Raw genomic sequence first — 23,742 nt, forward strand, 5'->3', positions numbered from 1 at the left:
AACAACGAGCCGCCCGTGACATCCCTTTCACGGCCCTTCGAGAAAGAACTCACATGACCGACGTAGCCGACAGCATGCTCACCGCGCAGACGAATACCGAATCGCTGGACCTCCGACCCTCGCCCAGAGCACTCGAACTCGAGCAGACGCTGGTGGATTTCATGCACAGCCACGTGTTCCCTGCCGAACACGAGTACGAGACCTACCGCCGCAACGTCGGTCCCGACGACCACACCGTTCCACCCGTCATCGAAACTCTCAAGGACGAGGCCCGCAGGCGCGGCCTGTGGAATCTGTTCCTACCCTCCGAATCCGGCATCGGACAGCTGGACTATGCAGGACTCGCCGAGATCACCGGCTGGAGCCTGCATCTCGCACCCGAAGCCATCAACGGGCAAGCGCCCGACACGGGCAACATGGAACTGCTCCACCTGTTCGGTACCGATGAACAGAAAAAGCAGTGGCTCGACCCCTTGCTGAACGGGAAGATCCGGTCGGCCTTCTCCATGACCGAGATCGCCGTGGCCAGTTCCGACGCGACCAACATCGAGACCAGCATCGAGCGCGACGGCGACAGCTACGTCATCAACGGCCGCAAATGGTGGACCAGTGGCGTTGCGGACCCCCGATGCACCCTGCTGATCGTCATGGGAAAGACGGACCCCTCTGCCGACACCCACCGTCAGCAGTCCATGATCCTGGTACCGATCGACACTCCCGGCGTCACGATCGTCCGCGACCTGCCGGTGTTCGGACGACACGACCAGCACGGGCACTGCGAAGTCGTCTACGACGACGTGCGCGTTTCCGCCGAGAATCTCCTCGGGGAGGAGGGCGGTGGGTTCGCCATGGCGCAGGCGCGTCTCGGACCCGGCCGCATCCACCACTGCATGCGCGCTCTCGGCGCCGCAGAACGGGCCCTGGCGCTGATGACCACCCGCGCCCAGGATCGTGTCGCCTTCGGCAAGACGCTGGCCGAGCAGGGTGTCGTCCGGCACCAGATCGCCGAATCGCGCGTCGCGATCGAACAGGCCCGGCTGCTGTGTCGTCTTGCAGCCAAGACCATCGATGAACACGGCAACAAGGCCGCAGCCCCCTACGTGTCCGCGGCGAAGATCGCGGTGCCGCGCATGACCCTCGAGGTGATCGACCGAGCGATCCAGGTGTACGGCGGCGCCGGTATCAGCGACGACGTTCCCCTTGCCGCGATGTACGGCTGGCACCGCGCGATGCGCATCTACGACGGCCCCGACGAAGTACACCTGCGCACGATCGCCAAGAACGAACTGCGCAGATATGCGAGGTAACTTCCGGGCCGAGGGAGTAACGCCCGCGTGAGCGATGAGCTCGGTTCCGGCCGGCGGAGGAACTTTCACGTCATGCGAACCGGGAAGACGACACTCGAGCCGTTGCCCGCGGAGTGGATGGTTCAGGTCGACAGTCGGGGACCGATACCACGATCGACCAGGCTGCGCTGCCGATAACGCCGTTCAGCGTAGGCCAGATCGTCACGCCACAGTCGGGTCGCGGCCCTACGGAGTACTGGTGAGAGGGCACGGTGAGCACGGCGTGCAACGGCGAAGCCGCGCCGGGGAGAGTCGGCGAGGACAGCCTCGATGACACAGGTGCGCGGATGTCCGTCGGCTCCGACGCCCAGGGGTGTGGTGTGAGTTTCGACGACACTGCCGGTGCCTTCACCGTCGATGATGCGCATGACGACGGTACGAGGTTCCGGACTGGTGAACTCGGCCTTCACCGCGACGCCGAGCCCGCCGCCGACGCGGAAGGTCACAGCGACAACGAATCGGTCGCCGGTGTCGTCGGTGCGGTGGCGGCTGGGCGCGTCGAGGACCTCCAGGTGGGTGAAGGAATAGGGGTGGAACCACGCGCCGTGCCACGGATCGAGTCGGTTGGCGATGATGTCGGCCGGTTCACAGATTCCGGTGAGGGTCGCTACGGCCGCCAGGTGGGTGCGGGCCGGCGGTCGTGGCGGGATGACCGGCGCGTCCAGTGGGGGTTCGTTGCCGATGTGGTCGAGACGGACCCAAGCCAGGACGCCGTCGTCGTGACTGGGAAACGGGGTCCACCCGTGCCCGGCGTCGGGGCCCAGGCGTAGTCCGTGCCAACGGCACACCAGGTTGTCGCAGTCGAGGACTGCCGAGGCCAGAGGCGCGCCGAGGTGGGGGCAGGCGCCGGGCCCGACATGAAGTTGTCGCCGAGAGTCGCGCCAGGCGACGAGTTCGACGCCGGCGACGGAGGCGGCCAGCGGGCGATCGGTACGGATGGCGTCGCCGGCGGCGAAGACGTACCAGTTGCCGGAGGGTCGTTGTTGTGCTCGATCGAGGATCGCGGTGATCACGCGGGGGTCGGCATCCTGGTAGGTGGGTTGTTGCCGCGCCCAGGAGGTCGGTGGGATCGGTTGCAGCGGCCACGTCCGAGGCCACCGTCGGTACATCGGTTCCGGAATGCTCATGGCTAGCGGCTTTCTCGAGCGGCCAGTCGTCGGAGCAGCGCCGATCGGCCTTGGGTGGGCACGGTGTACAGGTCGTGGCCGCTCACGCCCCAGTGGGTGAGCAGGTGGTTGGCTGCCGACCATCCGGTGGTGGCGGCCCGTTCCATCAACGCCACCGGTAGGTCGATACGGATTCCGTCCCCGGCCAGCACCAATCCGCGGTGTGGGGTGTCCACGGTGGGCCGGGAGGCGAAGTCTCCGGGACCGAGTCGAGGGCAGTCGCGTCGGTACTGCAGGCGTTCGCCGAGAATACGGGCGTCCGCGGTTTCCGGATACAGGGCGTGCAGTCGCGCCGACATCTGCTGTCGCAGTGCGACCCGGTCCGGGTCGACGGTCGCGGTCTCGGGCAGGGCGTAGGCGTGCAGTTCGATCACCGATCCGCCGTGGCGATGAGCCCAGTGGCGGGCTCGGTCCTCGTAGCGGTTGACGACACTGATGTTGTCGAGCGGATGCAGGCTGCCGGTCCCCAGAAATGCCGGGCGGTCTTCGTCGACGGGCCGGTCGAGCCAGAGTCGCTGTACCAGGAATGCGGGCGCGGTGCCCAGGTGTTCGATTCGAGTCCGCCAGGCCGCGTCGCCGAGGGTGGGTGAGGCTGCCACGATACGGCCGAGCGCGCCGACATCGGTGGCCAGGACTACAGCGTCGGCATCCACCCAGGTGCCGGTGGTGTCGAAGAGCCGAAATGGAGCGCCGGTGGTGGTGTCGATGGCGGCAATGGAGACACCGGTGTGGAAGCGCACGGTGCCGGTACGGGACGGGACTCGCTCGGCTGTCAGATATTCGCGTAGCGGCTCCCACAGCTCGTCGAAGTTGGTGCCGGCCACATCGAAGAGCAGGCCCTCACTCGAGCCGAGGAAATAGATGTGGAACATGGTGGCCAGCTCCGCCGCGGACATGCGCGCCGGTTCGAGGAAGAAGCTGCGCGAGAACACCTCGAAAGCCAGGTGCCGGGCGGCGGCAGGGAAGTTGATCCGTTCCAGAAACGTCTCGGCATCGAGCCGGTCGAGTCGACGATAGATGTCGGGAACCGACACCGCTGCCAGCGGCGCCGCGGCACGGGGGTCGATGCGCATCAGGTCGCGCAGGCCGAATGTGGGGCTGCGCAGCACGAAGGCGAGCGCGTTCCATGGTGGCGTGCGAGGCAGACCGCGGAAGCTGTCTCGTCGACCGTGTGCATCGATCAGGGGGTAATCGTCGAGCGGTGTCAGGAAGCGGAGTTCGGGGTCGGTGCGGCGCAACAATGCCCGCAAGTTGTAGTACTGCCGGAAGAAGGCGTGGAATCCACGATTCATCGCGACGGGGGTGCCATCGGCGAGGTGGTCTGTCCAACCTCCGACGCGTCCGCCGAGGTAACGTTCGCGCTCGACGACGTCCACGCTCACGCCCCGTTCCGCCAGGCCGGTCGCGGCCGCGAGTCCGGCGATACCGGCTCCGACGACAACTACGTGCGGGCGTGCCGGGAGCAGTGCGGCGTCGGGCAGACCCGGTGGTGCCCGGTGCCGGATACGCCGCGGATCGACATGAGTGCGGGGCGTCATCGCGATTCTGGTGTCCGTTTCCGGTCGGCGCGCCGGTGACGGCGTTGCTCCCATGCGAGCAGCACTGCAGTGACCAATGCGAATCCGAACAGGAAGTCCTCGATCGGGATATCGAGCGGGAAGCGAACACCACTGATGTGGCGGTCGTTGTAGATCACGATCGGGGCGTGGAGCTTGGTGAGCCAGCCGTCCACCGGAATCTGGAAGCCGAGCACGATGGTCATGCTCAGCCAGTAGGCGGGCCGTCGGAACAGGCCGGTACGCAGGACCACCGTCTCGGCGAGACATACAGCCAGGACCGCGATCGCTGCAGGCAGCGTGTATCCGAGACCCGTCATGACCGTTGCCGCCCGGTTCGCCGTCGACCTTGTGGTAACCGGCCCGACAGAAATTCGACGGCGCCGTAGGTGAGCAGTCCACACAACGGAATCACGACGAAGAACAAGACTTCCTCGACCGGGAGGTGTCCCGGTAGTTCCACCCCGGTGACGTAGCGAGGATTGAAGCTCCAGACCCCGGCGGTAACGGCCAGCACATCCCAGGCCAGAAAGATGAGTGCCACCGGCGCGACCGCTCGGACGACGCGGGCCGGTTGCCGGTAGACCCGGGCACCCCACTCGAGGGGAGCGGTCACGATCAGGCAGGCCGCCAGGACGAACACGTAATGCCAGGAATCCATCTCACACTCCGCTCAGGGTGAAGGAGTCGATGCAGCTCGCGTTCAGCAGGGGCATCTCGGCCGACCGGCGGACTCCTGATCGCCGGGAGCGTCGCAACCGAGCACGGTTCGGACCATGATTTCAGCGCTACTCCGTCATTCTGCGGACGCGTGTCGACAACGCATCCGCGAATACAGCCAATCACGACATCGCTCCGGTCATGCCCGAATGGCGCAGAAAGGCACAGGGAGAGACACCGCAGTCGATCGATGAGTAGATATCGGTGGCTCCGTCGATCAGCGACGATCGCCGGCGCGCGATCCGCCGAATGTCCGGTCAGGCCACGTCAGGAGCTCGGCGTGCCTGTCTGTCTGCGCGCCGTCGAGGTGGAGCTTCTACCGAGCCGCGACCGCTGTTCGCCGTCCGAGATCGAGTGCGTCGGTCACGAGGGCTACACCGATGCCCAACATCCACACGTCCTTGGCCACGGCGGTGCCGTCCTGGGTGGGTCGGATCGAGCCGTGCTCGTGCATGCCGGGGGTCTTCCAGTACATGGTCAGTAATCCACCACTGAAGGCCGCGAGTGCGGCCCCAGCAAGCGCGGAGGGCACGAACGGTGCGAGCAGTGCCAGGCCGAGGGTCGTTTCGGCCGCGGAGACCGTCTTGCCGAAAGTCTCCGGACGCATCGTGCGTACAGCGGGAACAGCGTTGGCGGCCATGCCCTGTAACCCGGCGGCAGCTTCGGAAGAAAGTGCTCGCTTACCGAGGCCCGAGTTGAGAATGAACGCGCCGGTTGTCAGACGCAGGGGAAGATGACTTACTCTCACAGCTTTTCTCCTCTGTGCGCAAGGTCGAACCTCGGGTCGAGCATCGGAGTACTTCGATCATCCCGCGGTCGACCGACTGACGCCACCTGTGACGTACCGCGAGTCGGCGAGGGGGACATCTTCGCTTTCGACGTACGCCACCGACCGCATCGATCCTTGTCGGCGACGGGGCCGAGTCCACGAAGGTCGGATTTCCGAAGTCGGGACGCTGGGACATGACGGTGGCCGAATCCATGCGCCCGTACCCACCGACCCAGTCGAGTGAGCGGTTGCTCTCGGATGGGGAGTCCGGTCCTGTTCGTAGTACGGGAGGACTCTGCCGCTCCGATTCGGGATCGCCGGTAAGGAGTGGACGAGTCATGCGCGTTGTGAGAAGACTGCCTCCTATGGTCACCGTGTTCGATTTCTCCTGGTCGCAGTTCCTCGGGTACGTGCTCATCCTCGTGGGCGTTCCCACACTGTTCGGTGCGGGAATCGTGCGGTTCGCCCGGCAGTCGGAGCAGGCCGCTCTCCGCCACGCACCGGCCCGCCGAAATTCGACACGGACCCGATTCACGGGCGCCGGTCGGCTCGGACTGTGGGCGACCGGCGCAGTAGCATTCGCGCTCGGATTTCTTTCCTGCGCAGGATGGTTGACCTGGTCGGCCGAATACGACGGGAAGTTCCGAGGTCCTGGCCTCCCTGCACCGAACGAGTTCCCCACCTGGCAGGTGATCGCCTGTGGAGTGACCGTAGTGCTGGCGTGCTTCTTTGCCGCTCATCGATCTCGCTGGGCGCTGAGCGGCGGGCTCGCGGCCGCAACAGGTACGGCTGCAGGGTTCACTACCGCATTCGGCGTGGTCGCCGGCACCGATGACACCGGTCAGGCTGGAGTAGGCGTCATGTTGTCGGAGCTGGGGTGGGGCCTCGGACTATGTCTGCTGATGATTCTCCGGTCTTCTCGGATCAAAGGCGCACGTAGCAGGGCAGTAGGTAAGCCGTAGAGCCGGGTGGCGGTCGGCAGCCACGCGCGATGTCGAGATCCGAGCACCGACTCCGTCCCGGCATCGAACGGACCGGACAACACCGAAGGATGGATCCCATGACACACGTGCGACGCTTCGATCACGTGGGCCTCACCGTTTCGGACCTCGAGGTCGCGACGGCGTTCTTCGTCGGACTCGGATTCGAGGTCGAGGGCACAGGCTCTGTCCAAGGCGACTTCCCGACGACCGTCTGTGGTCTCCCCGGCACGCACTGCGAGATCGCGATGCTCCGACCGCCGGACGGTGGAGCCCGGCTCGAGCTGGCGAGCTTCATCACGCCGGGTCACCTTCCTGGCTCGCCGGCAGCAATGCCGAACGAGCTCGGGATCCGCAATGTGTCGTTCGAGGTCGAAAACCTCCAGGCGGCCGTCGACTCCGTTGCTGCGCAGGGATACGGGCTCGTCGGGGGCATCGGCGAGTACGAGAACAGCGTGCGGATGGCCTACGTGCGAGGACCCGACGGGATCATCGTCTCGTTGTTCGAACAACTCGGTTGACGCTCGCCTTCGCGGGCAGAGATCGGTGCCGAACTTTCTGAGCCGTTGGGGGACATGCATCCGATGAACAGCTGACGGCTCAGCCCTTGTCGAGTGCCCTCGCTGCCTCCAGATCGGCGCGCAGAGCGCGTGATTCGGTCCTGAGTGCGGCGTTCTCGGCCTGCTGTGTCCTCGTCTCGTCGCGCAGGGTGGTGATCTCATCGCGCAGCGTCGCCAGTTCGGCACGCAGTTCGTCGCCGCGCGCCCGTGCCGCAGTTTCGGCCGCCTGGGCGGTAGCAGCGGTGATGCGTGAGTCTTCGAGCCGGCTCCGCAGGTCGGATGCGCGTTCGCGCTCGGTTGTGAGTTCGGTGTCGAGACGTTCTCGGGTTGCGACCTCCCGGTCGAGAACCGCCTGCAGGCGCATGATTTCGGCACGCAGGTCGGTGATTTCCCCGGTCGCCCGCTCGTGCTGTGCAGTGGCGTCGTCGAGTCGCCGTCGCTGCGAAGAGAGGGACTCGTCCTGCTGGGCGATCGTCGCCCGCAGCTCGCCGAGGGTCCGCGTATGTTCGGCAGCCGCAGCCTCGAACTCGTCCTTCCACCGTTGCAGCGTCGCGGCGTGCTCGTCCTTCAATCGAGTCAGCTCGGCGTTGTGCGTTTCTTCGAGTCCGCGCATCTGATCGGTGTGAGCGGCACGGGCGTCGGCGAGTTCGGCGTCGACGGCAGCGACAGCGGCATCCGCGTTGTCGCGGTCTTCGATCGACTGGGCGAGTTGCTCGCGTAACCGCACGACCTTCGCGTCGGCGTCGGCTTTGACCTTGGCGAGTTCGGCGGCGGCCCGTGTCATCTGCGCTTCGAGAGCCTCGGCATCGGTGAGCTTGTCGACCGCGGTGGTGATCCGCTCGGCGATCGCGGCGTGCTGCTCGACGGTATTGGTGGCCAGGGCACGCAGTGCGGTGGCGGCAGCCGTCAGGGCGGAGACCGCGTCGTCGGGGCTTTCGACCACGGGTGGGGCCATGCCGACCGCTTCCTTCTTGGCGCGCTCGCGTTCGCGGTAGGCGCGCACACGGTCGGCTGCGGTGGCGTACTTCCGAGGGCGCCCTACCCGGGGCTTGGGCGAGTCGTCCGCCTGCGAGGTCGCTTCGGGTGCAGGGGGGTGCGTGTCGGTCATGGATGTCCTCGTCGTGGTGCCTCGAAGGGTCTGTTGAAGGGCATCTTACCGTATTTCATTACATAATTACATATCAATATTGAAACGAAACGATATGATATGGAATATTGCGAACTGGAAAAATAGCGGAAACTCATGATTTCGTCACGGTTATTGCGATCGGATACATGCAATTCGATACAAAGTCGGACGCGGCCATTGATCGTCATAATCCTCACTTATGACGATCACGTGGAGCGCGGCGACGAAAACTGTGCACCCCCTTCGGGCGGAGGCATGGGAGGAGTCGGTCTCGGGGAGTGGCCCTTATTTGCGGCAGCGTTCCGGGGTCACGGTAGTAATGGCGCAAAAAACAACGAAGTTCGCGTAGTGCCTGGTCAGCGGGTAGACGGACGCTCTTGTTGGTGGCCGCTATCGGTGGCTGCGGTCGGGGCCGATGAGGCTGGTGATGCCGCGCATGGCTGCCGGTGAGGGTTTGAAGTAGCGGCGTAGGTTCTCGGGTTTGCGGTGGCGGGACTTGGCCATCAGCTCCACCAGGCTGGCACCGGCCTCGCCGAGATGCGTCAGGCCGGAATGCCGAAGTTCGTGCAGATCCCAACCGGTGCCGGGCCCATTCGTCGCGGTGGCGGCATCCAGCACGGCGCGGGCCTGGCCGTAGGACAGCCGGGCCAGCCCGGTGTCGGGGCAGATGTCCCGGTCGGCGGCGGCCTTTCCGGGGCCCGGTCGGCGGTGGGTGACGAACAGCGGTCCGCGGGTGCGGCCCTTGGTGAGGCGTGGCAGGAGCCGGGCGGTGCCCGCGTCCCAGTACACGAGCTCGTGCGCGTACTCGTGGTAGGTGGCACCGCGGCGGCGGGTGCGGGGCTTGGCGCCCTTGGACTTCACCGGGCAACACCGCCCGGCCAGATCGAGGTCCTCGATGTTGACCTGGAGCAGTTCCTCGGTGCGGGCGCAGGTTTCGTAGAGCATCCGCCACAGCGTCTTCTCCCGGAGGTCGATGTCGCGGCGGGCGATGAGCCGGTCGATCGCGGTGCGCGAGTGCACCGGGGTGGTGGAGTCCGGTGGAGTGGAGCGTTTCACCCAGGCCGGGACCGCCGGGGCGGTGTGGCCGTGCTCGCGGCACCACGCCAGCCACGACGCGACCGCGGCGCGGCGGGCGTTCCAGGTGTTGACTGCTGAGGAGCCCCACAGGGTTTCGAGGGTTTCACCGATCTCATCGTCGGCGACGTCGGCCAGCCGCCGGGTCTCGCCGAGCGTGGCGGTGGTCTTGTCGACGGCGATGCCGTAGGCGCGGCGGGTGTTCGGGGAGCCGATCGAGTCGAGGAAGCTGTCGCCGGCGGCGCGGACGGTGATCCCGGACGGCACGGTGGTACCTCCCTCACTGGGCTTGCCGCAGATAACAGGTCCGCGTCGCGCACCGCCGGAGCGGAGTCGGCGCAGGCCGGATGTCATGATGCTACAGATAACAGGGTGTTATCCGTGGCAGTCGGAAAATGGCCTCACCCGAGTACCGGGCGATGCTCATGGGGTGTCTATGCGCCGATTTCGCGGTGGACGCCGCCGGCGGCGGTGTTGACCGCTTCGGCGAGGGTGGGGTGGATGTGGATGGCTTGGGCGAGTTGGGTGTAGGTGGCGCCGGTGGTCATGGCGATGACGGCCTCGTGAACGAGGTTCCCGCCGTCGGGTCCGGCGATGTGGCAGCCGAGGATACGGTCGGTGGCGGCGTCGGCGACGAATTTGACCAGGCCGCGGGTGTTGCCGATGGCGCGGGCTTTCACGACGCCGGTGAAGTCCTGGCGCCCGACGACGACGTCGTAGCCGGCGGCGCGGGCGGCAGGTTCGGTGAGCCCGACGGCGCCGACTTCGGGGTCGGTGAACACCGCGTGAGGCACGATGCGCCCGGTTGTGGTGCGGTCCTGGCTTCGGAATATGGTGCGGTAGACGATGTCGGCGTCGTCGCGGGCGGTGTGGGTGAACATGGGCCCGCCGCGCAGATCGCCGAGCGCCCAAACATTTTCGGCGTCGGTGCGCAGGGAGGCGTCGACGGTGAGGAAGCCCTGTGGGTCGGGTTCGAGACCGAGGTACTCGAGGCCGAGATTGTCGCTGTTGGGGGTGCGTCCTGTCGCGATCAGCAGGTGGCTGCCGGTGATGTCGTCGGCTTCGCTGCCGGTGCAGCCGAGCCGGATGTTCCCGGTGGTGCCGGTGGCCGCGGTGCAGGTGGTGCCGGTGAGCACGGTGATGCCGTCGGCGGTCATGCCCTCTCTGACGGCGGCGGAGATGTCGGGGTCCTCGCCGGGCAGCAGCCGGTCGGCGCGTTGGATGAGGGTGACCTCGGAGCCGAATCGCCGGAACATTTGGGCGAACTCGCAGCCGACGTAGCCTCCGCCGACGACGAGCAGATGTGAGGGCAGGTCGGTGAGGTCCAGCAGGGTGCGGGAAGTGAAGTAGGGGACGGTGTCGAGGCCGTCGATGGCGGGGATGGTGCTGCGGGTGCCGGTGACCAGCAAGATCCGGTCGGCGGTCAGGTCGGTGCCGTCGACGGTGAGTGTGCGGGGTGCGGTGAAATGTCCTGTGGCGTGGTAGAAGTCGAGGTCCGTTGATTTCTCGACGGTGCGGTAGGAGCCCGCGCGGATGGAGTCGACGATGGTGTTCTTGCGGTCGACCACGGCGGCCAAATCGACGGTGACCGGTCCGGGTAGGCGGACCCCGAATTCGGCGGCGCGGCGCGCCTGGTGCGCCACGGCGGCGGAGGCGATCATGGTCTTGGTGGGGATGCAGCCGCGGTTGAGGCAGGTCCCGCCGAGCAGTTCTTTCTCCACGAACGCGACGCGGCCGTGCCGGGCCGCGCGCAGCGCGAGCGGCAGGCCGGCCATGCCGCCGCCGAGTACCAGGGTGTCGTAGCGTTCGCTCATGTGCTCGGTGCCTTTCCTCGATCGAATCGCTCTGGAAGGGGTACGGCAGTCGACCGGTCGGCGCGGTCAGCGCGCGTGTTTCTCCTCGATTGTGGCGGGTGCGGGGGCGCAGCAGTCGTTGTCGGGGGTGGCGTCGCGGTGTCGGGCCCGGGTGTTGCGGGCAACGACGGTGGCGGCAAGCGTGGCGGCCACGGCCGCCACGGCGAGAATGATGACCGTGCCGGTGTGGTTTTGAATCCAGATGCTCACCGCGGCGGACCAGGCGGTGGAGCCCATCGCGGCACCACCGGTACTGCCGATAGCGGCGGGCCACCAATACCAGACGAGGTAGGCGCCGGTAGCGACGAGCACGACGGCGGTGATGCGGGTGCCGTGGCGGGCGAGCACCGCGAGGTAGCGGGTGGCAGCGGTGCCCGCCGCGGCGGTGGCGAGGCTGACCAGCAGCAAGACCGTCGCGGCCCCGGCGGCGTAGACGGCGAACACCACCAGCAGCGCTGCCCATCCGGCGGTGGCCTGGGCTTGGGCGATCACGGCGAGCAGCACCCCGAAGGTGCACGACAGCGACGCGGCCGCATAGCCGGCACCGGCGGCCACCATACCGGTGGTGGTCATCGATGCGCGGGGCGGGCGCTGAGCGCGGCGGGGCAGGCGCAGGCCAAGGCCACGGCCGGTGAGCATGACCAGCCCGAGCACCGCCAGCGCCGCGCCGACGGCCAGGCCGAGGCGGGGGCCGCGGCGATGAGCGCGCGGGCGCCGGCGCTGACGGCCAGGCCCGCCGCGGCGAGGGTGCCCGCGAATCCGAGGGTGAGCGCGGTCCCGGCGCGCAGGGCGCGCGCCATGCGGACCGGGAACGTGTCGGTGGTGGTGTCGCCGAGGGTGTGGGTGATCCAGGCGGGCAGCAGCGCGAATCCGCACGGGTTGACCGGGGCGAGCATCCCGGCGGTGAACGCCAGCGCCAGCAGTCCGCCCATCACGCCGCTCCCGCGTCGCGCAGTGCGGTGGTGATCTGGTCGGCGGACGGGTCGGTGGCGCGGTAGGGGACCTTGCCCGCCGGATCGACCACGACCAGCGTCGAGAGCGACGCCACCGAGAGTCGTGTGGTGAGGGTGGCGCCGGTGTCGATCACGGCGGGCAGCGCCTGGGTGCCGGTGAAGTCCTGGAACCCGGCCACCGTCTGCGCGGATTCACCCGGATCCATGTCGACCAGCACGAACGACGCCTTGTCGCCGAGTTGTCCGGCCGCCTGCGCCACCGATTTCGCGCCGCCCACGCATTCGCCGCAGCCGACGGAGAAGAAGAACAACGCGGTCGGCTTGTCACCGGGCACGCTGATGGAGGTGCCGGTGACGGTGTCGACCTGCACCGGCGCCACCGGATCCTGCGCCGTCGTGTCGGTCGAGGTGCACCCGGTGAGGACCAGGGCTGCGGACAGCGCCAGCGCGGCGGCGGCGAGGGCGGGGCGGCGAAAGCGTGGCAGAGTGGCCATTCGAGGACAGTGGCCTTTCGTGCGGGGGGCGAGGGAGTGTCAGCGCGGTCTCGCGACCGCTCATCGGGGTGTCAGAGTTCGAGACGGTCATGCCGGGGTTTCCGTCCGGTCGCGGTCGGCCGGAGCCGACCGAGGGGATCCGGGTCGGGGCGGACAACACCCCGTGGCCTTACGGGCGCGGCGCCGCAGGGTGTAGCCGACGGCGGCGGCCACGACCAGCACGCCTGCGGCAAGCAGCCACGGGCTGGTCAAGACACCGCCGAGACCGGCGAGCACGCCGCCGGCGATCAGGGCGGGACCGGCGCAGCAGGCGACCATCACCAGCACGCCACCGGCCACTGCGAGCAGACCACCGAACCCGCCCGAGTCGTTGTCGGGTGTGTTCATCGCCTTGTTGTCGGGTGTGTTCATCGCCGCCCACTACCGTCCGCGGCGGGGATGCGCGGGCAGCAGCCCAGCGCGGCGGAGTTGTCGGCCGCCAGCGACCGCGCCAGCATCACCAGGTCAGCTACCCGCGGATCACCCACGGAGTACCGCAGTTTCTTCCCGTCGCGGCGCGCGAGGACATACCCGCAGTCGGCCAGGCAGGACAGGTGTACCGACACCCGGGGCTGCGAGATGCCGGCGTGTTCGACGCAGTCGGCGGAGGTGCGCTCCCCGGCGAGGATGAATTCGAGGAGCTTGAGCCGGGTCGGATCCGACAGGGCGCGAAAAAACTTCGCCGTCGTATCCAGATGCGTACACGCCGACTCGGCACCGGGCACGGTGACAGTGGCGGTGGTGGACCGGGCCATGGGATCGCCTCCACGAGACTTGAACTATTCGGATAAACGCATAATATGGTTCCGGTAGATATTCGTCAACACGAATAGCAGCCGTTGTCGGTTCAGCGGTTGCCCGACCAGGAGGCACCCTCGTGACCTTGACAGATTCCCGCGCCGATCTGGCGATCATCGGTTCCGGCTCGGCGGCGTTCGCCGCCGCCATCGCCGCGGTCAACCTCGGCAAACGGGTGGTGATGGTGGAGCGCGGGACGGTCGGGGGCACGTGCGTGAACGTCGGGTGTGTGCCCTCGAAGGCGCTGCTGGCCGCCGCCGAGGCCCGCCACGCCGCCGAGGCGGCGGGCCGGTTCCCCGGGCTCACCCCCGCCGAGGTGCCGCTGGATTTCCCCGCCCTGATCGCGGGCAAGGACGCGCTGGTCGGGCAGCTGCAGGCGGAGAAGTATGTCGACCTGGCCGCCGACTACGGGTGGGAGATCGTCTCCGGCACCGCGGTGTTCGACGGCAGCGCCGAGGCACCCGTGCTGCGGGTCGCGCGCGCCGAGGGCGGTGTACGGGTGATCGAGGCCGACCAGTATCTGATCGCCACCGGTGCCGCGCCCTGGGCTCCGCCGATCGACGGCCTCGTTGAGGCCGGGTATCTGACCTCGACCACCGCCATGGACCTCCAGCAGCTGCCGGAGTCGCTGATCGTGGTGGGTGCGGGCTATGTGGGGCTCGAGCAGGCCCAGCTGTTCGCCCGCCTGGGCAGCAAGGTCACGGTGATCGCGCGTAGCCGGCTGACCTCGGGTGAGGAACCGGAAATCTCGGCCGCGCTCGAGGCCGTCTTCGCCCACGAGCGCATCGACGTGCTCACCGCCGCCACCGTCGAGAAGGTCCTCGCCGACGACGGGCACAAGGTGGTGACCGTGCGCACCGGCGGCGGCGCCAGCACCGAGCTGCGGGCCGAGCAGGTGCTGATGGCCACCGGCCGCCGCCCCAACACCGCCGGGCTGGGCCTGGATGCGGTCGGCGTCGCCGTCGACGAGCGGGGCGCGGTCGTGGTCGACGACCGCCAGCGCAGCAGCAATCCGCGCATCTGGGCGGCCGGGGACGTGGCCGGGGATCCGCAGTTCGTGTACGTGGCCGCCGCGCAGGGCACCCTGGTCGCCGACAACGCCCTGGCCGGTGCCGATCGCGTCCTGGACTACACCACGGTGCCGCGCGTGACGTTCACCAGCCCCGCGATCGCCTCGGTCGGACTGACCGACGCGCAAGCCGCCGCGGCCGGGCTGGCCTGCCAGTGCCGGGTGCTGGGGTTGTCGAGCGTGCCGCGGGCGCTGGTCAACCGGGACACCCGCGGCCTGGTCAAGATCGTCGCCGAAGCCGGCACCGGCCGGATCATGGGCGTGCACGCCCTCAGCGACGGCGCCGGGGACCTGATCACCGCCGCCACCTATGCGATGACCGCGGGTCTGACCGTCGACCGGCTCGCCCACACCTGGGCGCCGTACCTGACCATGGCCGAAGCGCTGAAACTGACCGCGCAGACTTTCACCACCGACGTCACCAAACTGTCCTGCTGCGCAGGCTGACGCCGTCGGACGGGAGGCAGTGATGAACGGACACATGACGATCGGGGACCTCTCGGCCCGCACCGGGGTGCCGGTGAAGGCGCTGCGCGAGTACACCGACCTCGGCCTGATCTACACCCTGGGCCGCAGCCCGGCCGGCTACCGCCTCTACACCGACGACGCGGAGTGGTGCGTGCGGTTCATCGGCGAGCTGCGCGGCCTCGGGCTCACCATCGCCGAGATCTGCCAGCTCACCTCCACCGACCGTGACGACCACGGCCGTTCGGTCGGCGCCCATCTCGCCGAGCTGCTGCAGCGGTCGCGGCAGCGGCTGCGCCCGATGCCGAGCAGATCCTCGACCGCATCGACGCCTTCGAAACCGCACACCGTGCGCATCTGGCCACCGACGACCTGTGCTGGGCCGGTGACCCGTGCGGATGCGAGCTACGGGCTTGACCCTCACCCCGGGGACAGACCCTACCGTCGGCACCGTCACTGTCCGATCGCCCTCGAGGAGTCCGATCCCATGAGTACCGACAACCTCACTGCCGACGTTTTCGCCAAGATCCTGCCCGCCGGCCGGGACCGGGCGCTGATGCGCGCCGCGCTGCGGCTGCTCGCCCACGGCACCCCGGTCACCGTCACCGAACTCGCCGCCGCCGCGGGAGTGCCCGACCTCGACCCCGCGCAGACGCCGATCGGCGCCGACGTCGAATACGACGAGGCCGGCCGGATCGTCGGCTGGGGCCTGACCCTCAACCCGACCCCGCACCGGTTCAGCGTCGGTGGCCACCAGCTCTACACCTGGTGTGCCCCCGAGACCCTCATCTTCCCCGCCGTCATCGGCGCACCCGCCTGCATCGAATCCGACTGCCCGATCACGGGCACCACCGTGCGCCTGACCATCGACCCCGTCACCGAGGTCAGCGACCTGGAACCGGCCACCGCGATGGTGGCCTTCGTCGACCCCGACCGGATCCAGCCCGGTCACCTCCGCGCCACCTGCTGCAACCCGCAGATGTTCCTCGCCACCTCCGACGCCGCCCACCACTGGCAGGCGAAATTCCCAGGCATGACGGTGCTGCCGGTCACCGACGCCTACCACCAGCTCGCCCGCCCCCTCGCCGACGCGATCACCGACCCGACCACGACCACCGGAACCAGCGCCTGCTGCTAGATCGCGCCGCCGCCGATCCGGGCCGGCGCTGCGGGTCAGAACAGGGTGTCCCGCACGCGCAGCGGCCGGTACCCGGTGGGGCCGAGCTGGGCGAGTTCGGCGTCGATGTCGACCTCGATGGCGCCGAAGAAGTTGATGTTCTCGCTGTGGGCCGGGGAGATGTGCGTCAGCACCTCGTCGTCGATGCGCCGCCCGGCCCGCCGCATCTGTTCGGTCGCCAGCCCGTAATACTCTGTGGTCCAGGCGATGACGGCGTTGGTCGCCAACGTGAGGCACCATGCCTGTTCGGTCTGTCCCTCCAGGTGCCTCGCGCGCACGGCGCCTTCGTGCGCGTAGAGCAGGTCGCGGCGGAGCGCGTGCAGGGATTCGCCCTTGTTGAGCTGTCGGGAGATCTTGCGCCGATAGCCCGGGTCGGACAGGTACCGGGCGGCGTAGATCGTGCGCCGCAGCGCCCCGTATTCCTTGAGCGCCGCCGCGAGGGCGTTCTGCCGGCCCGACGCGGAGAGCTTGCCGACCAGCAGCGACGCGGTGGCGTGCCCGAACTTCAGCGACCCGCTCAGCCGGAGCAGGTCGTCGTAGTGCTCGGCGATGAGATCCAGATTCAGCTTGCGGGTCAGCAGCGGCCCGGCGTGCGGGAACGCGGACTCCACCTGGGCCCGAGGCGCCGCCCGATACAGGGTGATCCGGCCCAGGTCCCGGATGCGGGGCGAGAGCTGCAATCCGAGCAGGTCGAACAGCCCGAAGTTCACGAGGGTGACGCCGTGCGTGTCGGTCGCATGCTCGGTGATCGGCAGATCCGTTGCATTGCCGAGGATTTCGTCCAGCACGTAGTGAGCTTCGCGTCTCGTCGCGACGATGACCTTGGTGCCGTAGGTGGCGTGCTGATCGGTGACATGGGTATACGTGCTCAGTCCTTCGTTCGCGAAATAGCGGCTCAACGCTCTGGCGGTGACCGATTTGCCGCGGGTCGGGAACCGTTGCCCATCACTCGACGACAGGGTGCCGGCGCCGAAGACCGGGGTCAGCGGCAGCCTTTGGTGGTAGTCGATGATCGTCAGGTTCGCCGCCCGCAGCGTCTCCTCCCGCACATACCATTCGCTGGTCCAGGCCAGGATGTCGTAGGAGAGGCCCGACGCCTCGGCCATTCGGGTCAGCCCGAGGTTGGTGGAGTAGGCCAGCAGGACGGCGATGAGGTTGCGTTTCAGCTCCGGGCTGCGGGCCTGTTTGCCGCCGGCGTGGGTGAAGCAGTCCAGGTAGCCGGTGCGTTTGTCCAGCTCGATCAGCAGCGACACGATCGGCGCGAACGGCAGCATCTCCGTCAGCTCGGCCTTGAGCGCCGTCGCCTCCGCGGGCACATCCTCCGCCGACAGCGGTGAGATCACCAGGTCACCGGCCTCATCGAGACGGACCGGCCCGTCGCCGCCGGCGAGCACCTTCTCCAACTCGCCCATAGCGGCGTCGAGCTCGTCGGTGGCGGTCGCCAGCGCGCGAGCGGGATCAGCGGACTTGCCGACCAGGCGGCAGAACTCGTCACGCTGCGGCTCCCACGCCTGCGGGGTCAGCAGGTACGCGGCCGGGTCGGCGTAGCGGCGCGACCCCGGCACGAACACATCCCCGCTGCGCAACCCGTCACGCAGCCCCAGCAGCACGCACAGCTCCCAGTAGTGCCGATAGGCGGTGGTGTTACCGGCTTTGCGGGCCTCGTCGAGGTAGCCGCGCCACTTCGTCGGCACGAACCCGGTCGGCGCGTCGTCGGGCACCTTGCGGGTACCGGTCGCGTTCAGCTCCCGCAGCATGTGCACCCCGATCAGCAGCTCGGTCGCGGCGGTGCCGCCGGCGAACCGGACTGTCGACAGCACCTGCGGGGTGAACTGCCGCAGGTAGGAGTACGAGCTGTCCAGAGCGGCCAGGTGCCCGTGATCGCGCGGCAGCCGAGGCTTGGCCTGCGCGACCGCGGCCCGCAACCGCTCCCATCCGATCCGATCGCCCCGGATCAGGCCGCCGATCTCCTCGTCGGGGATCTGCAGGTCACAGACGATCGCCAGCAGGTCGTCGAGCAACCCCTGCCGATCCTCTCCGGCCTTACCGCGCTCGGCCAGCTCGTCGCGCATCCGGCGTTCGGCCTTGCTCAACCTGGCCGAGATCGCCTGATCGAACAGCTGCACCACCTCGTCGAGCACATCGGTGGCCGACTGCGCCAACACGGTGAGCAGAATCGGGTAGCGGCGTTGCGGATCCCGGCGTTCGAGGGCTTGGCCCGTCAAGCGGCGGCCCACCGTCGCCAGGAACCGCCGCCGCTCCGCCGGCAGCACCGACATGTCCAGCTCATCCGCGCCCAGGTTGCGCAGGAACACCAGCTTCTCGACCTCGGCCTTCACCGCGGTCGCCGACGCCTCCACCGGGCCGGTCGACAACCACCGCAACCGCGACATCTCGATCGACGGGTCGACGACCAGCAACGCATCCAGTTCCTTACACCGCTGCGGCGTGAACTCGCGCGCCAACCGGTCGTAGGTCTCCCGCTGCGCCCGCGTGCGAGCGTGCGCGACCCGGCGGACCACCGTTTCCGGGCCCGGCCGGATCACCCGCGCCGAGATCAGGTACTCACACGCCAGCCGGAACAACAGCGTCGGCGAATCGTGCTCCATGGCCCGCGCCAGCAGAAACTCATCCAGCTCCTTCAACTCCATCGCCCCGGCAGGCCGCCACCCCAGATACTGGGCCACCAGCCGCACATGCTCGGTCCGCGTCTGCGCCCGCTTGCCATACGAACGAAGCTGCGCTGCATCGATATTCAGCTGATCCGCCAGCCGGGCCACCGCCACCGGCGGCGCCGACGGCACCTTGTCCGGCACGAACCCCAGCCACGGCAAGGTGCACAACGCCACCGCCAGGCCCAGACGGACCGCAGGGCCCCTGCCCTGCGGAGCAACAAACGCCAGATCCGCCGGGGTCAGCGTGAAGTACCGGAACAACTCCTCACGACTGATCTCCGGGAACTCCCGCAGGCGCTGCAACTCCTCGTCCGCGAATACCCGCGTCGCCACGAACCCCAGCCTCCAACACGCCGACCAACCTCATCGGCAGACAAGCCAAGCACCAACCACCCCGGCCCGCAGCCCGAACCGAGAAATCGCCGCTGACCAGGCACTACGCGAACTTCGTTGTTTTTTGCGCCATTACTACCGGGACCCCGTTCCGCGCGGATGTTCTCGTCGTCGTCATCACGCAGCTGATCGAGACGGGATCGTCGTCCGGACCCTGGTCCGCCACTACCATGCTCGCAGGACAGAGGGGGTAGAGGGGTGAAGCACGTCGGGATCCTGGGCCACAGCTGGGAAGGTGCGTCGTCGTGTTGGCGCGAGGTCTGCCAGCACAGCACCCGTCTCGGCCTTCCGGCGCATCCGGACATCACCATGGATTGCATCTCGTTCGAGCGCTGCATGCCCGCCTGGGAGCGATCCGACTACGCAGCGGTGCGCGCAGTGCTCGCGACCAGCGTCGACCGTCTGGTGCGGTCCGGTTGCGACTTCTTCGTGTGTCCGGACAACACCGCCCACCTAGCGCTCGAAGCACCTGGCGAGCCGTTCGCGATTCCAGGCCTGCACCTGATCGACATCGTGGCCGAGGCGGCGCACCGCGCCGGGCACCGAAGTGTCGGCATCCTGGGAACGCGGTTCACGATGCAAGGCCCGTTGTATCCGCGGGAACTGGCGGCCCGGGGGATCGAGGGCGTCGTCCCGACGAACGACGAGCAGGCCCTGGTGAACGCGGCGATCTTCGACGAACTGGTCCACGGAGTGTTCCGGGACGAGACCCGGGCGTCCTTCGTCGACATCATCGACCGGCTCGGGAACTCCGGGTGCGATGCGGTCGCGCTGGTGTGCACCGAGATCCCACTCCTGCTCTCTCCGGACGACTTGCCCCTACCGGTGCTGGATTCGACTCGGTTGTCCGGACGAGCGGCCCTCGAGACGGCACTCGGAACTCGCGACCTGCCGACCTGGCGCGGCGGACAGTTCCCGCGATAGTGGGCGGGCGGGCTCCAGGGGGTCGTAGCATCGAGCACATGGTCCTCTTCTACGAGATCGCTCTCGTGATCGCGTCGGTGCTCATCGCGTGGTTCGCGGTGTACGTGCTGTACCGGCTCGTCACCGACGAATCCACCAGCCGGCACTGACAGGTCGTTGCCCGGCCGGCCGTGTGCCGACACGGCGGCCACACGGCCCGGGCTCAGTGAGCCCCGGGGGTACGTCGGACGCCGGTATCCCATCTTGTCGAGCACGTTCCGCGTGCTTTCGGGGGTGCGCAACGGCCGTGAGGGCGGACATCATGACCGGCAGTTCGTTCCGACCCGAGCGCACCTACGACCGAGTCGGTGGGGACACCTCGAGAACGTCGCGATGAGCGCTCGCACTCGCGCGGCTTCGGTGCCGCACTCCTCTCTGCTGACCACTGCTGGCACCGACGTAGTCGAAGGGACTCGTCGGTAGTGAATTCGGGTAGCGCGCTACGCGTGTACCTGCTGCTGATGATGAGCAGCATGGTCCTCGGCGGCTCGATCCGAATCGCCGACGTCCATCGCTTCTCATTCCCGAACTCGGGGACGTCGGGCACCACACCGTGGTCGCAGGGGAGACGCTCTCGGAACTGGCACGTCGCTGGTACGGCGAGGCGCAGTTGCATCCGATCATCTCGTTCCCGAACCGCATCGCCGAACCCGACCACGTCGAGGTCGGACGCGTGCTGATCCGTCCGGGACTCAATTTCCGGCACCCCGTCGTCGCCGGCGATACCCTGCGGGTCTTGGCGCAACACCACTACGGGAACGCGGAGATGTTCCCGATCGTTGCGGCTACCGATCACATCGCCGATCCGAACAAGATCACCGTCGGGCAGGTGTTGTTCTTCCCGGACCTCACCGACTTCTGACGCGGGAGATCTTCCGGTCGGCGGTGGTGTCCGGCGCAGGTCACGGAGCGACGGGGTAGTGGCTTCGGACGGCGATGCGGTTCCACGCGTTCATGACGATCGTGAGCCACGTGATCGCGGAGACCTGCTCGTCGCTCAGTGATCCGTTGTCCCACTCGTGACCGCCGGGCTCCATGGGGTGCGTGACGTCTTCGGCGAGCGCGAGCGCGGCCCGCTCCTGTTCGGTGAAGTACTGCGATTCCCACCACGCGGCAAGGACCGCGAGACGATCGGTGGTCTCGCCCTTGTCGAGCGCGTCGCGTGTGTGCATGCGCAGGCAGAACGCGCATCCGTTGAGCTGCGACGTCCGGACCTTCACCAGTTCGGCCAGCTTCGCATCGAGTCCGGCTCGCGCGACGGCCTCCTCGACCTCCTTGTTCAGGGCCAATACGCTCTTGTAGGCGGCCGGGTGCTGCTTACCGAGGTTGACATGCGCCATCGTGAATGTCCTTCCGGCGAGCGATACCGGTCGGAACGACCGGCTGCTTCATTCTGTCAGCCACGTCCGGGCCGGTGGGGGCGGATTTTTGCATTGCGACCAGAGGTCGGCCGGTCCCGGTCCGTCGAGTTCCGGGGATTCCTGCCACCGGTAGTCCATCTGTCGCGCGACCCGGCACGCCGGTTCGTGGTCGACGAGCGAGAACGGATGCAGTGCCAGATCAGCAGGACGTCGAACGGCGGTGCGGCAGCGATCGAAACATCGGTGGGGACCCGCAGGCCACCGCGTGCGCCCCGTGTTCGCCGATTCGCGTAGTGCTCTACTCGCGAGTTGCCCGTGAAGCGACGCGAAAGTGGATGTCACGCAGGGAGGGAACCATGATGACACCGTTACGCCGATACAGCGCCTTGTTCACACTTTGCCTTGCAGTGGTTCTCGTTGGTGGGATGTCCACAATGCACGCAGCAGCACAGGAGAAGCCCGGAGTCGACGCGTGTTCGACCTGTTCGGGGCCCGACCGACGAGAGACCGAGTCCGGTACCGAAGGAGGGACGTCGGGAGGCGATGGATCCGGTTCGAAGCGCGGTTCCGGTGGAACGGGTGGCGAACTCGTCATTCCGCGGATCCCGATTCCTACCCTCTCGTGGCCACCCCCTCGACCTCCTACGTGGACGCCGCCGCAGTGGACTCCACCTTCATGGTCGCGGCCTTCTGTGCCGTCGTGGACACCAGAGGTGACTCCATCCCCACCGCAGCGCCTCGAATCTCTGCAGCCGCGGTCGGAACAACCAGGAGCCACCACCGTCGAGGACACAGTTGCGCCGGCCGGTCCTACCACCCCAAGGGTCGAAGCAGGCCGGAGTCGAGCACCCGACGACAGCGCGCCACCCGCGCCGCCACCCGAATCCGAAGTCGGGTCCGCGCCGCTCGCTCCACCGGCACCATCAGAGTCACCGGCACCCCCACCGCTACCGGCTCCGTCGACTGCCGATGTGGAGTCGAAGGCGGTCGTCACGGACTTCCAGGCATGGCTGCTCTTCGCCGCGGCACTGGCCGGGACGTTCCTGATGGTGCGGGTCGCGCGTGCCCACCGGCGGTACACATCACGCCGCGATCTCGTCACCCGCTTCGAAACCCGGCTCGCCGCAACACCCGTCGTGGTCGATATGCCAGAGGATCCACTACCTACCCGCTCCATCCATCTCGAACTGAGAATCTCGAACCAGGAGGAGTCATGACCACCGTCGAGACTCACACCACCCTTCGAACGCTGGTGTTCGACCGCGCCGACGACGCCGCTCTGACCGAGCAGATGACGTCGAACCTCCCCCGCCGGGGACTCGCGGACGGGACGCGCGGCGCGCGTCTTCCCCGCGCGGCCCTGAAGCTCGTCGAAAGTCGGATCCTGGCCACGGCCCTGAGTCTTCTCGACGACGATCCCGGCCCGCTGTTCGCGAAAGGACTCGGAGCCCTACAGGAGGTGATGGGCGCGGCTCGAGCCACCCGGGCGGACCCGGGTCGCCGGGTGGTCGCGACCATTCAGGATCCCTACCGGATCCCGGTCCGTCGCTCCGCCTACGTGGCGTTGCTCGTCGAGAACCAGGAATCGGCGCGCGTCGACTTCGATTTCGACGTCGTCTTCGCGATGGGACACACCAGCATCTCGCTTCGGCACGGCGCAGTCGACTTCATCGAGTGCGATGCCGGCGAGCTCACGGTGAGCCTGTCGCTTGCCGGCGCGGCGCCACCCTTGCTGAGTCGTAAAGCGGACTTCCCGGTGCACTGGGAGGTGCGACCACCGATTCGGGTTCCGATTCCCGAACCGGGTCCGGAGGAGCGGATTCGCTCTCGTCCGCGGCGGCGTCCCTATGGGACGTGACGCCCCTCGAGCTGTCCTCCGTCGGGCGGTGTTCTGTTCGACGGAGGACACCCCACCGAACAGGCGGCATCGAGAGAAACGATCCCGCCGGATCAGTGGGTGCGGTCGTACTCGTCCTGCGCGGCGACGATGTCGACGAGTTGCTCCTCATGCCCGGCCGCGAAGTGGAGCAGCGACCACCTCGGCACACCGACATCATCGACGCTGCGAAGACCACGAGCGTCGCGTTCATCACCGACACCTCCCTTCTGCTCGTCGCCCCCAGCCCGTTGATCCTCGCCGGTGAACACGAGGCCACCGAGGAACGGCTCGCCACTCCGACATCGACCACGCGTTCCTTCGCA

25 protein-coding genes are annotated in these 23,742 nt (G+C 67.9%); 9 read left to right on the forward strand and 16 right to left on the reverse strand.

The annotated features are described in order from the left end of the window. The first annotated feature begins 53 nt into the window (after positions 1-53). On the forward strand, positions 54-1,307 hold the full coding sequence (locus EQ874_RS11645; RefSeq protein WP_129976825.1) for an acyl-CoA dehydrogenase family protein: 1,254 nt from the start codon (positions 54-56) through the stop codon (positions 1,305-1,307). 122 nt (positions 1,308-1,429) lie between these two features. Here the strand turns inward: EQ874_RS11645 and EQ874_RS11650 are convergent, their stop codons facing one another. From EQ874_RS11650 to EQ874_RS11670, 5 genes are all read right to left on the reverse strand, one after another. After that, on the reverse strand, positions 1,430-2,473 hold the full coding sequence (locus EQ874_RS11650; protein ID WP_129976826.1) for a DUF5914 domain-containing protein: 1,044 nt from the start codon (positions 2,471-2,473) through the stop codon (positions 1,430-1,432). Between the two features lie 2 nt (positions 2,474-2,475). Continuing rightward, positions 2,476-4,050 carry an FAD-dependent oxidoreductase gene (locus tag EQ874_RS11655; protein WP_064064080.1) on the reverse strand — a complete coding sequence of 525 codons (1,575 nt, stop codon included), beginning with the start codon at positions 4,048-4,050 and terminating at the stop codon, positions 2,476-2,478. Then, positions 4,047-4,388 carry a lycopene cyclase domain-containing protein gene (locus tag EQ874_RS11660; protein WP_129976827.1) on the reverse strand — a complete coding sequence of 114 codons (342 nt, stop codon included), beginning with the start codon at positions 4,386-4,388 and terminating at the stop codon, positions 4,047-4,049. The genes EQ874_RS11655 and EQ874_RS11660 overlap by 4 nt, the downstream gene beginning before the upstream one ends. Beyond that, positions 4,385-4,729 (reverse strand): lycopene cyclase domain-containing protein, encoded by a 345-nt coding sequence (locus EQ874_RS11665; protein ID WP_129976828.1) that lies wholly within the window; start codon positions 4,727-4,729, stop codon positions 4,385-4,387. Before EQ874_RS11665 ends, EQ874_RS11660 begins: the two co-directional genes overlap by 4 nt. A gap of 375 nt (positions 4,730-5,104) precedes the next feature. Then, the gene (locus EQ874_RS11670) at positions 5,105-5,536 is read right to left on the reverse strand and encodes a hypothetical protein (RefSeq protein WP_064064083.1); all 432 of its coding nucleotides are present in this window, start codon (positions 5,534-5,536) and stop codon (positions 5,105-5,107) included. A 386-nt stretch (positions 5,537-5,922) separates the two neighbouring features. On the opposite strand from EQ874_RS11670, the gene EQ874_RS11675 reads away from it, so the two are divergent. Both EQ874_RS11675 and EQ874_RS11680 read left to right on the forward strand, forming a co-directional pair. Then, entirely contained in the window at positions 5,923-6,519 is a 597-nt protein-coding gene (locus EQ874_RS11675) for a hypothetical protein (RefSeq protein WP_129976829.1), read from the forward strand. A gap of 98 nt (positions 6,520-6,617) precedes the next feature. Then, entirely contained in the window at positions 6,618-7,058 is a 441-nt protein-coding gene (locus EQ874_RS11680) for a VOC family protein (protein WP_129976830.1), read from the forward strand. A 79-nt stretch (positions 7,059-7,137) separates the two neighbouring features. Here the strand turns inward: EQ874_RS11680 and EQ874_RS11685 are convergent, their stop codons facing one another. The 8 genes from EQ874_RS11685 to EQ874_RS11715 all read right to left on the reverse strand — a co-directional run bounded on the left by EQ874_RS11685 (position 7,138) and on the right by EQ874_RS11715 (position 13,394). Then, positions 7,138-8,205 (reverse strand): hypothetical protein, encoded by a 1,068-nt coding sequence (locus EQ874_RS11685; RefSeq protein WP_129976831.1) that lies wholly within the window; start codon positions 8,203-8,205, stop codon positions 7,138-7,140. 411 nt (positions 8,206-8,616) lie between these two features. After that, positions 8,617-9,567 (reverse strand): site-specific integrase, encoded by a 951-nt coding sequence (locus EQ874_RS11690; protein WP_005195278.1) that lies wholly within the window; start codon positions 9,565-9,567, stop codon positions 8,617-8,619. A gap of 167 nt (positions 9,568-9,734) precedes the next feature. Continuing rightward, positions 9,735-11,114 carry a mercuric reductase gene (locus EQ874_RS11695; protein WP_005206419.1) on the reverse strand — a complete coding sequence of 460 codons (1,380 nt, stop codon included), beginning with the start codon at positions 11,112-11,114 and terminating at the stop codon, positions 9,735-9,737. A 66-nt stretch (positions 11,115-11,180) separates the two neighbouring features. Further along, a complete protein-coding gene (locus tag EQ874_RS23185; protein ID WP_235194085.1) occupies positions 11,181-11,726 on the reverse strand; it encodes a cytochrome C biosynthesis protein in 546 nt (181 codons plus the stop codon). Beyond that, entirely contained in the window at positions 11,723-12,085 is a 363-nt protein-coding gene (locus EQ874_RS23190; protein WP_242496725.1) for a hypothetical protein, read from the reverse strand. The genes EQ874_RS23185 and EQ874_RS23190 overlap by 4 nt, the downstream gene beginning before the upstream one ends. Continuing rightward, complete coding sequence (locus tag EQ874_RS11705) at positions 12,085-12,600, reverse strand: TlpA family protein disulfide reductase (protein WP_129976832.1); 516 nt, start codon at positions 12,598-12,600, stop codon at positions 12,085-12,087. The genes EQ874_RS23190 and EQ874_RS11705 overlap by 1 nt, the downstream gene beginning before the upstream one ends. An 87-nt stretch (positions 12,601-12,687) precedes the next feature. Next, positions 12,688-13,011, reverse strand: a complete 324-nt coding sequence (locus tag EQ874_RS11710; RefSeq protein WP_005180211.1) for a hypothetical protein — start codon at positions 13,009-13,011, stop codon at positions 12,688-12,690. Beyond that, the gene (locus EQ874_RS11715; RefSeq protein ID WP_004018626.1) at positions 13,008-13,394 is read right to left on the reverse strand and encodes a metalloregulator ArsR/SmtB family transcription factor; all 387 of its coding nucleotides are present in this window, start codon (positions 13,392-13,394) and stop codon (positions 13,008-13,010) included. Before EQ874_RS11715 ends, EQ874_RS11710 begins: the two co-directional genes overlap by 4 nt. A gap of 122 nt (positions 13,395-13,516) precedes the next feature. Here EQ874_RS11715 and merA point away from each other — a divergent pair, with 122 nt between their 5' ends. Further along, entirely contained in the window at positions 13,517-14,953 is a 1,437-nt protein-coding gene (merA, locus tag EQ874_RS11720; protein ID WP_005195274.1) for a mercury(II) reductase, read from the forward strand. A 34-nt stretch (positions 14,954-14,987) separates the two neighbouring features. After that, the gene (gene merB / locus EQ874_RS23195) at positions 14,988-16,109 is read left to right on the forward strand and encodes an organomercurial lyase MerB (protein ID WP_242496726.1); all 1,122 of its coding nucleotides are present in this window, start codon (positions 14,988-14,990) and stop codon (positions 16,107-16,109) included. 35 nt (positions 16,110-16,144) lie between these two features. Here the strand turns inward: merB and EQ874_RS11735 are convergent, their stop codons facing one another. Next, positions 16,145-19,156, reverse strand: a complete 3,012-nt coding sequence (locus tag EQ874_RS11735; RefSeq protein WP_005203168.1) for a Tn3 family transposase — start codon at positions 19,154-19,156, stop codon at positions 16,145-16,147. Between the two features lie 258 nt (positions 19,157-19,414). Between EQ874_RS11735 and EQ874_RS11740 the strand changes: the two genes are divergently transcribed. Beyond that, positions 19,415-20,140 (forward strand): amino acid racemase, encoded by a 726-nt coding sequence (locus EQ874_RS11740; RefSeq protein WP_129976834.1) that lies wholly within the window; start codon positions 19,415-19,417, stop codon positions 20,138-20,140. Positions 20,141-20,732: 592 nt separating this feature from the next. Continuing rightward, positions 20,733-21,041 carry a LysM peptidoglycan-binding domain-containing protein gene (locus EQ874_RS11750; RefSeq protein ID WP_242496727.1) on the forward strand — a complete coding sequence of 103 codons (309 nt, stop codon included), beginning with the start codon at positions 20,733-20,735 and terminating at the stop codon, positions 21,039-21,041. 40 nt (positions 21,042-21,081) lie between these two features. Here EQ874_RS11750 and EQ874_RS11755 read toward each other — a convergent pair whose 3' ends face one another. After that, entirely contained in the window at positions 21,082-21,519 is a 438-nt protein-coding gene (locus tag EQ874_RS11755; protein WP_064064085.1) for a carboxymuconolactone decarboxylase family protein, read from the reverse strand. Positions 21,520-22,511: 992 nt separating this feature from the next. On the opposite strand from EQ874_RS11755, the gene EQ874_RS11760 reads away from it, so the two are divergent. Next, complete coding sequence (locus EQ874_RS11760; protein ID WP_064064086.1) at positions 22,512-22,757, forward strand: hypothetical protein; 246 nt, start codon at positions 22,512-22,514, stop codon at positions 22,755-22,757. Next, the gene (locus EQ874_RS11765; RefSeq protein WP_129976835.1) at positions 22,754-23,398 is read left to right on the forward strand and encodes a hypothetical protein; all 645 of its coding nucleotides are present in this window, start codon (positions 22,754-22,756) and stop codon (positions 23,396-23,398) included. The genes EQ874_RS11760 and EQ874_RS11765 overlap by 4 nt, the downstream gene beginning before the upstream one ends. A gap of 92 nt (positions 23,399-23,490) precedes the next feature. On the opposite strand, the gene EQ874_RS23200 is transcribed toward EQ874_RS11765, so the two are convergent. Next, the gene (locus EQ874_RS23200) at positions 23,491-23,688 is read right to left on the reverse strand and encodes a hypothetical protein (protein WP_242496728.1); all 198 of its coding nucleotides are present in this window, start codon (positions 23,686-23,688) and stop codon (positions 23,491-23,493) included. Positions 23,689-23,742 lie beyond the last annotated feature (54 nt).

It is taken from the genome of Rhodococcus sp. Q1 (genome assembly GCF_004153645.1).
Lineage (GTDB): Bacteria > Actinomycetota > Actinomycetes > Mycobacteriales > Mycobacteriaceae > Rhodococcus > Rhodococcus gordoniae.

Bases quoted from the DNA above. Each gene is read 5' to 3' on its own strand.
- EQ874_RS11695 (WP_005206419.1), bottom strand. From the start codon at position 11,114: ATGAGCGAACGCTACGACACCCTGGTACTCGGCGGCGGCATGGCCGGC.
- EQ874_RS11655 (WP_064064080.1), bottom strand. From the start codon at position 4,050: ATGACGCCCCGCACTCATGTCGATCCGCGGCGTATCCGGCACCGGGCA.
- EQ874_RS11680 (WP_129976830.1), top strand. From the start codon at position 6,618: ATGACACACGTGCGACGCTTCGATCACGTGGGCCTCACCGTTTCGGAC.
- EQ874_RS11710 (WP_005180211.1), bottom strand. From the start codon at position 13,011: ATGAACACACCCGACAACAAGGCGATGAACACACCCGACAACGACTCG.
- EQ874_RS11765 (WP_129976835.1), top strand. From the start codon at position 22,754: ATGACCACCGTCGAGACTCACACCACCCTTCGAACGCTGGTGTTCGAC.
- EQ874_RS11685 (WP_129976831.1), bottom strand. From the start codon at position 8,205: ATGACCGACACGCACCCCCCTGCACCCGAAGCGACCTCGCAGGCGGAC.
- merB (WP_242496726.1), top strand. From the start codon at position 14,988: ATGACGATCGGGGACCTCTCGGCCCGCACCGGGGTGCCGGTGAAGGCG.
- EQ874_RS11645 (WP_129976825.1), top strand. From the start codon at position 54: ATGACCGACGTAGCCGACAGCATGCTCACCGCGCAGACGAATACCGAA.
- EQ874_RS11755 (WP_064064085.1), bottom strand. From the start codon at position 21,519: ATGGCGCATGTCAACCTCGGTAAGCAGCACCCGGCCGCCTACAAGAGC.
- EQ874_RS11650 (WP_129976826.1), bottom strand. From the start codon at position 2,473: ATGAGCATTCCGGAACCGATGTACCGACGGTGGCCTCGGACGTGGCCG.
- EQ874_RS11660 (WP_129976827.1), bottom strand. From the start codon at position 4,388: ATGACGGGTCTCGGATACACGCTGCCTGCAGCGATCGCGGTCCTGGCT.
- EQ874_RS11665 (WP_129976828.1), bottom strand. From the start codon at position 4,729: ATGGATTCCTGGCATTACGTGTTCGTCCTGGCGGCCTGCCTGATCGTG.
- EQ874_RS11705 (WP_129976832.1), bottom strand. From the start codon at position 12,600: ATGGCCACTCTGCCACGCTTTCGCCGCCCCGCCCTCGCCGCCGCCGCG.
- EQ874_RS23185 (WP_235194085.1), bottom strand. From the start codon at position 11,726: ATGACCACCACCGGTATGGTGGCCGCCGGTGCCGGCTATGCGGCCGCG.
- EQ874_RS11675 (WP_129976829.1), top strand. From the start codon at position 5,923: ATGGTCACCGTGTTCGATTTCTCCTGGTCGCAGTTCCTCGGGTACGTG.
- EQ874_RS23190 (WP_242496725.1), bottom strand. From the start codon at position 12,085: ATGGGCGGACTGCTGGCGCTGGCGTTCACCGCCGGGATGCTCGCCCCG.
- EQ874_RS11715 (WP_004018626.1), bottom strand. From the start codon at position 13,394: ATGGCCCGGTCCACCACCGCCACTGTCACCGTGCCCGGTGCCGAGTCG.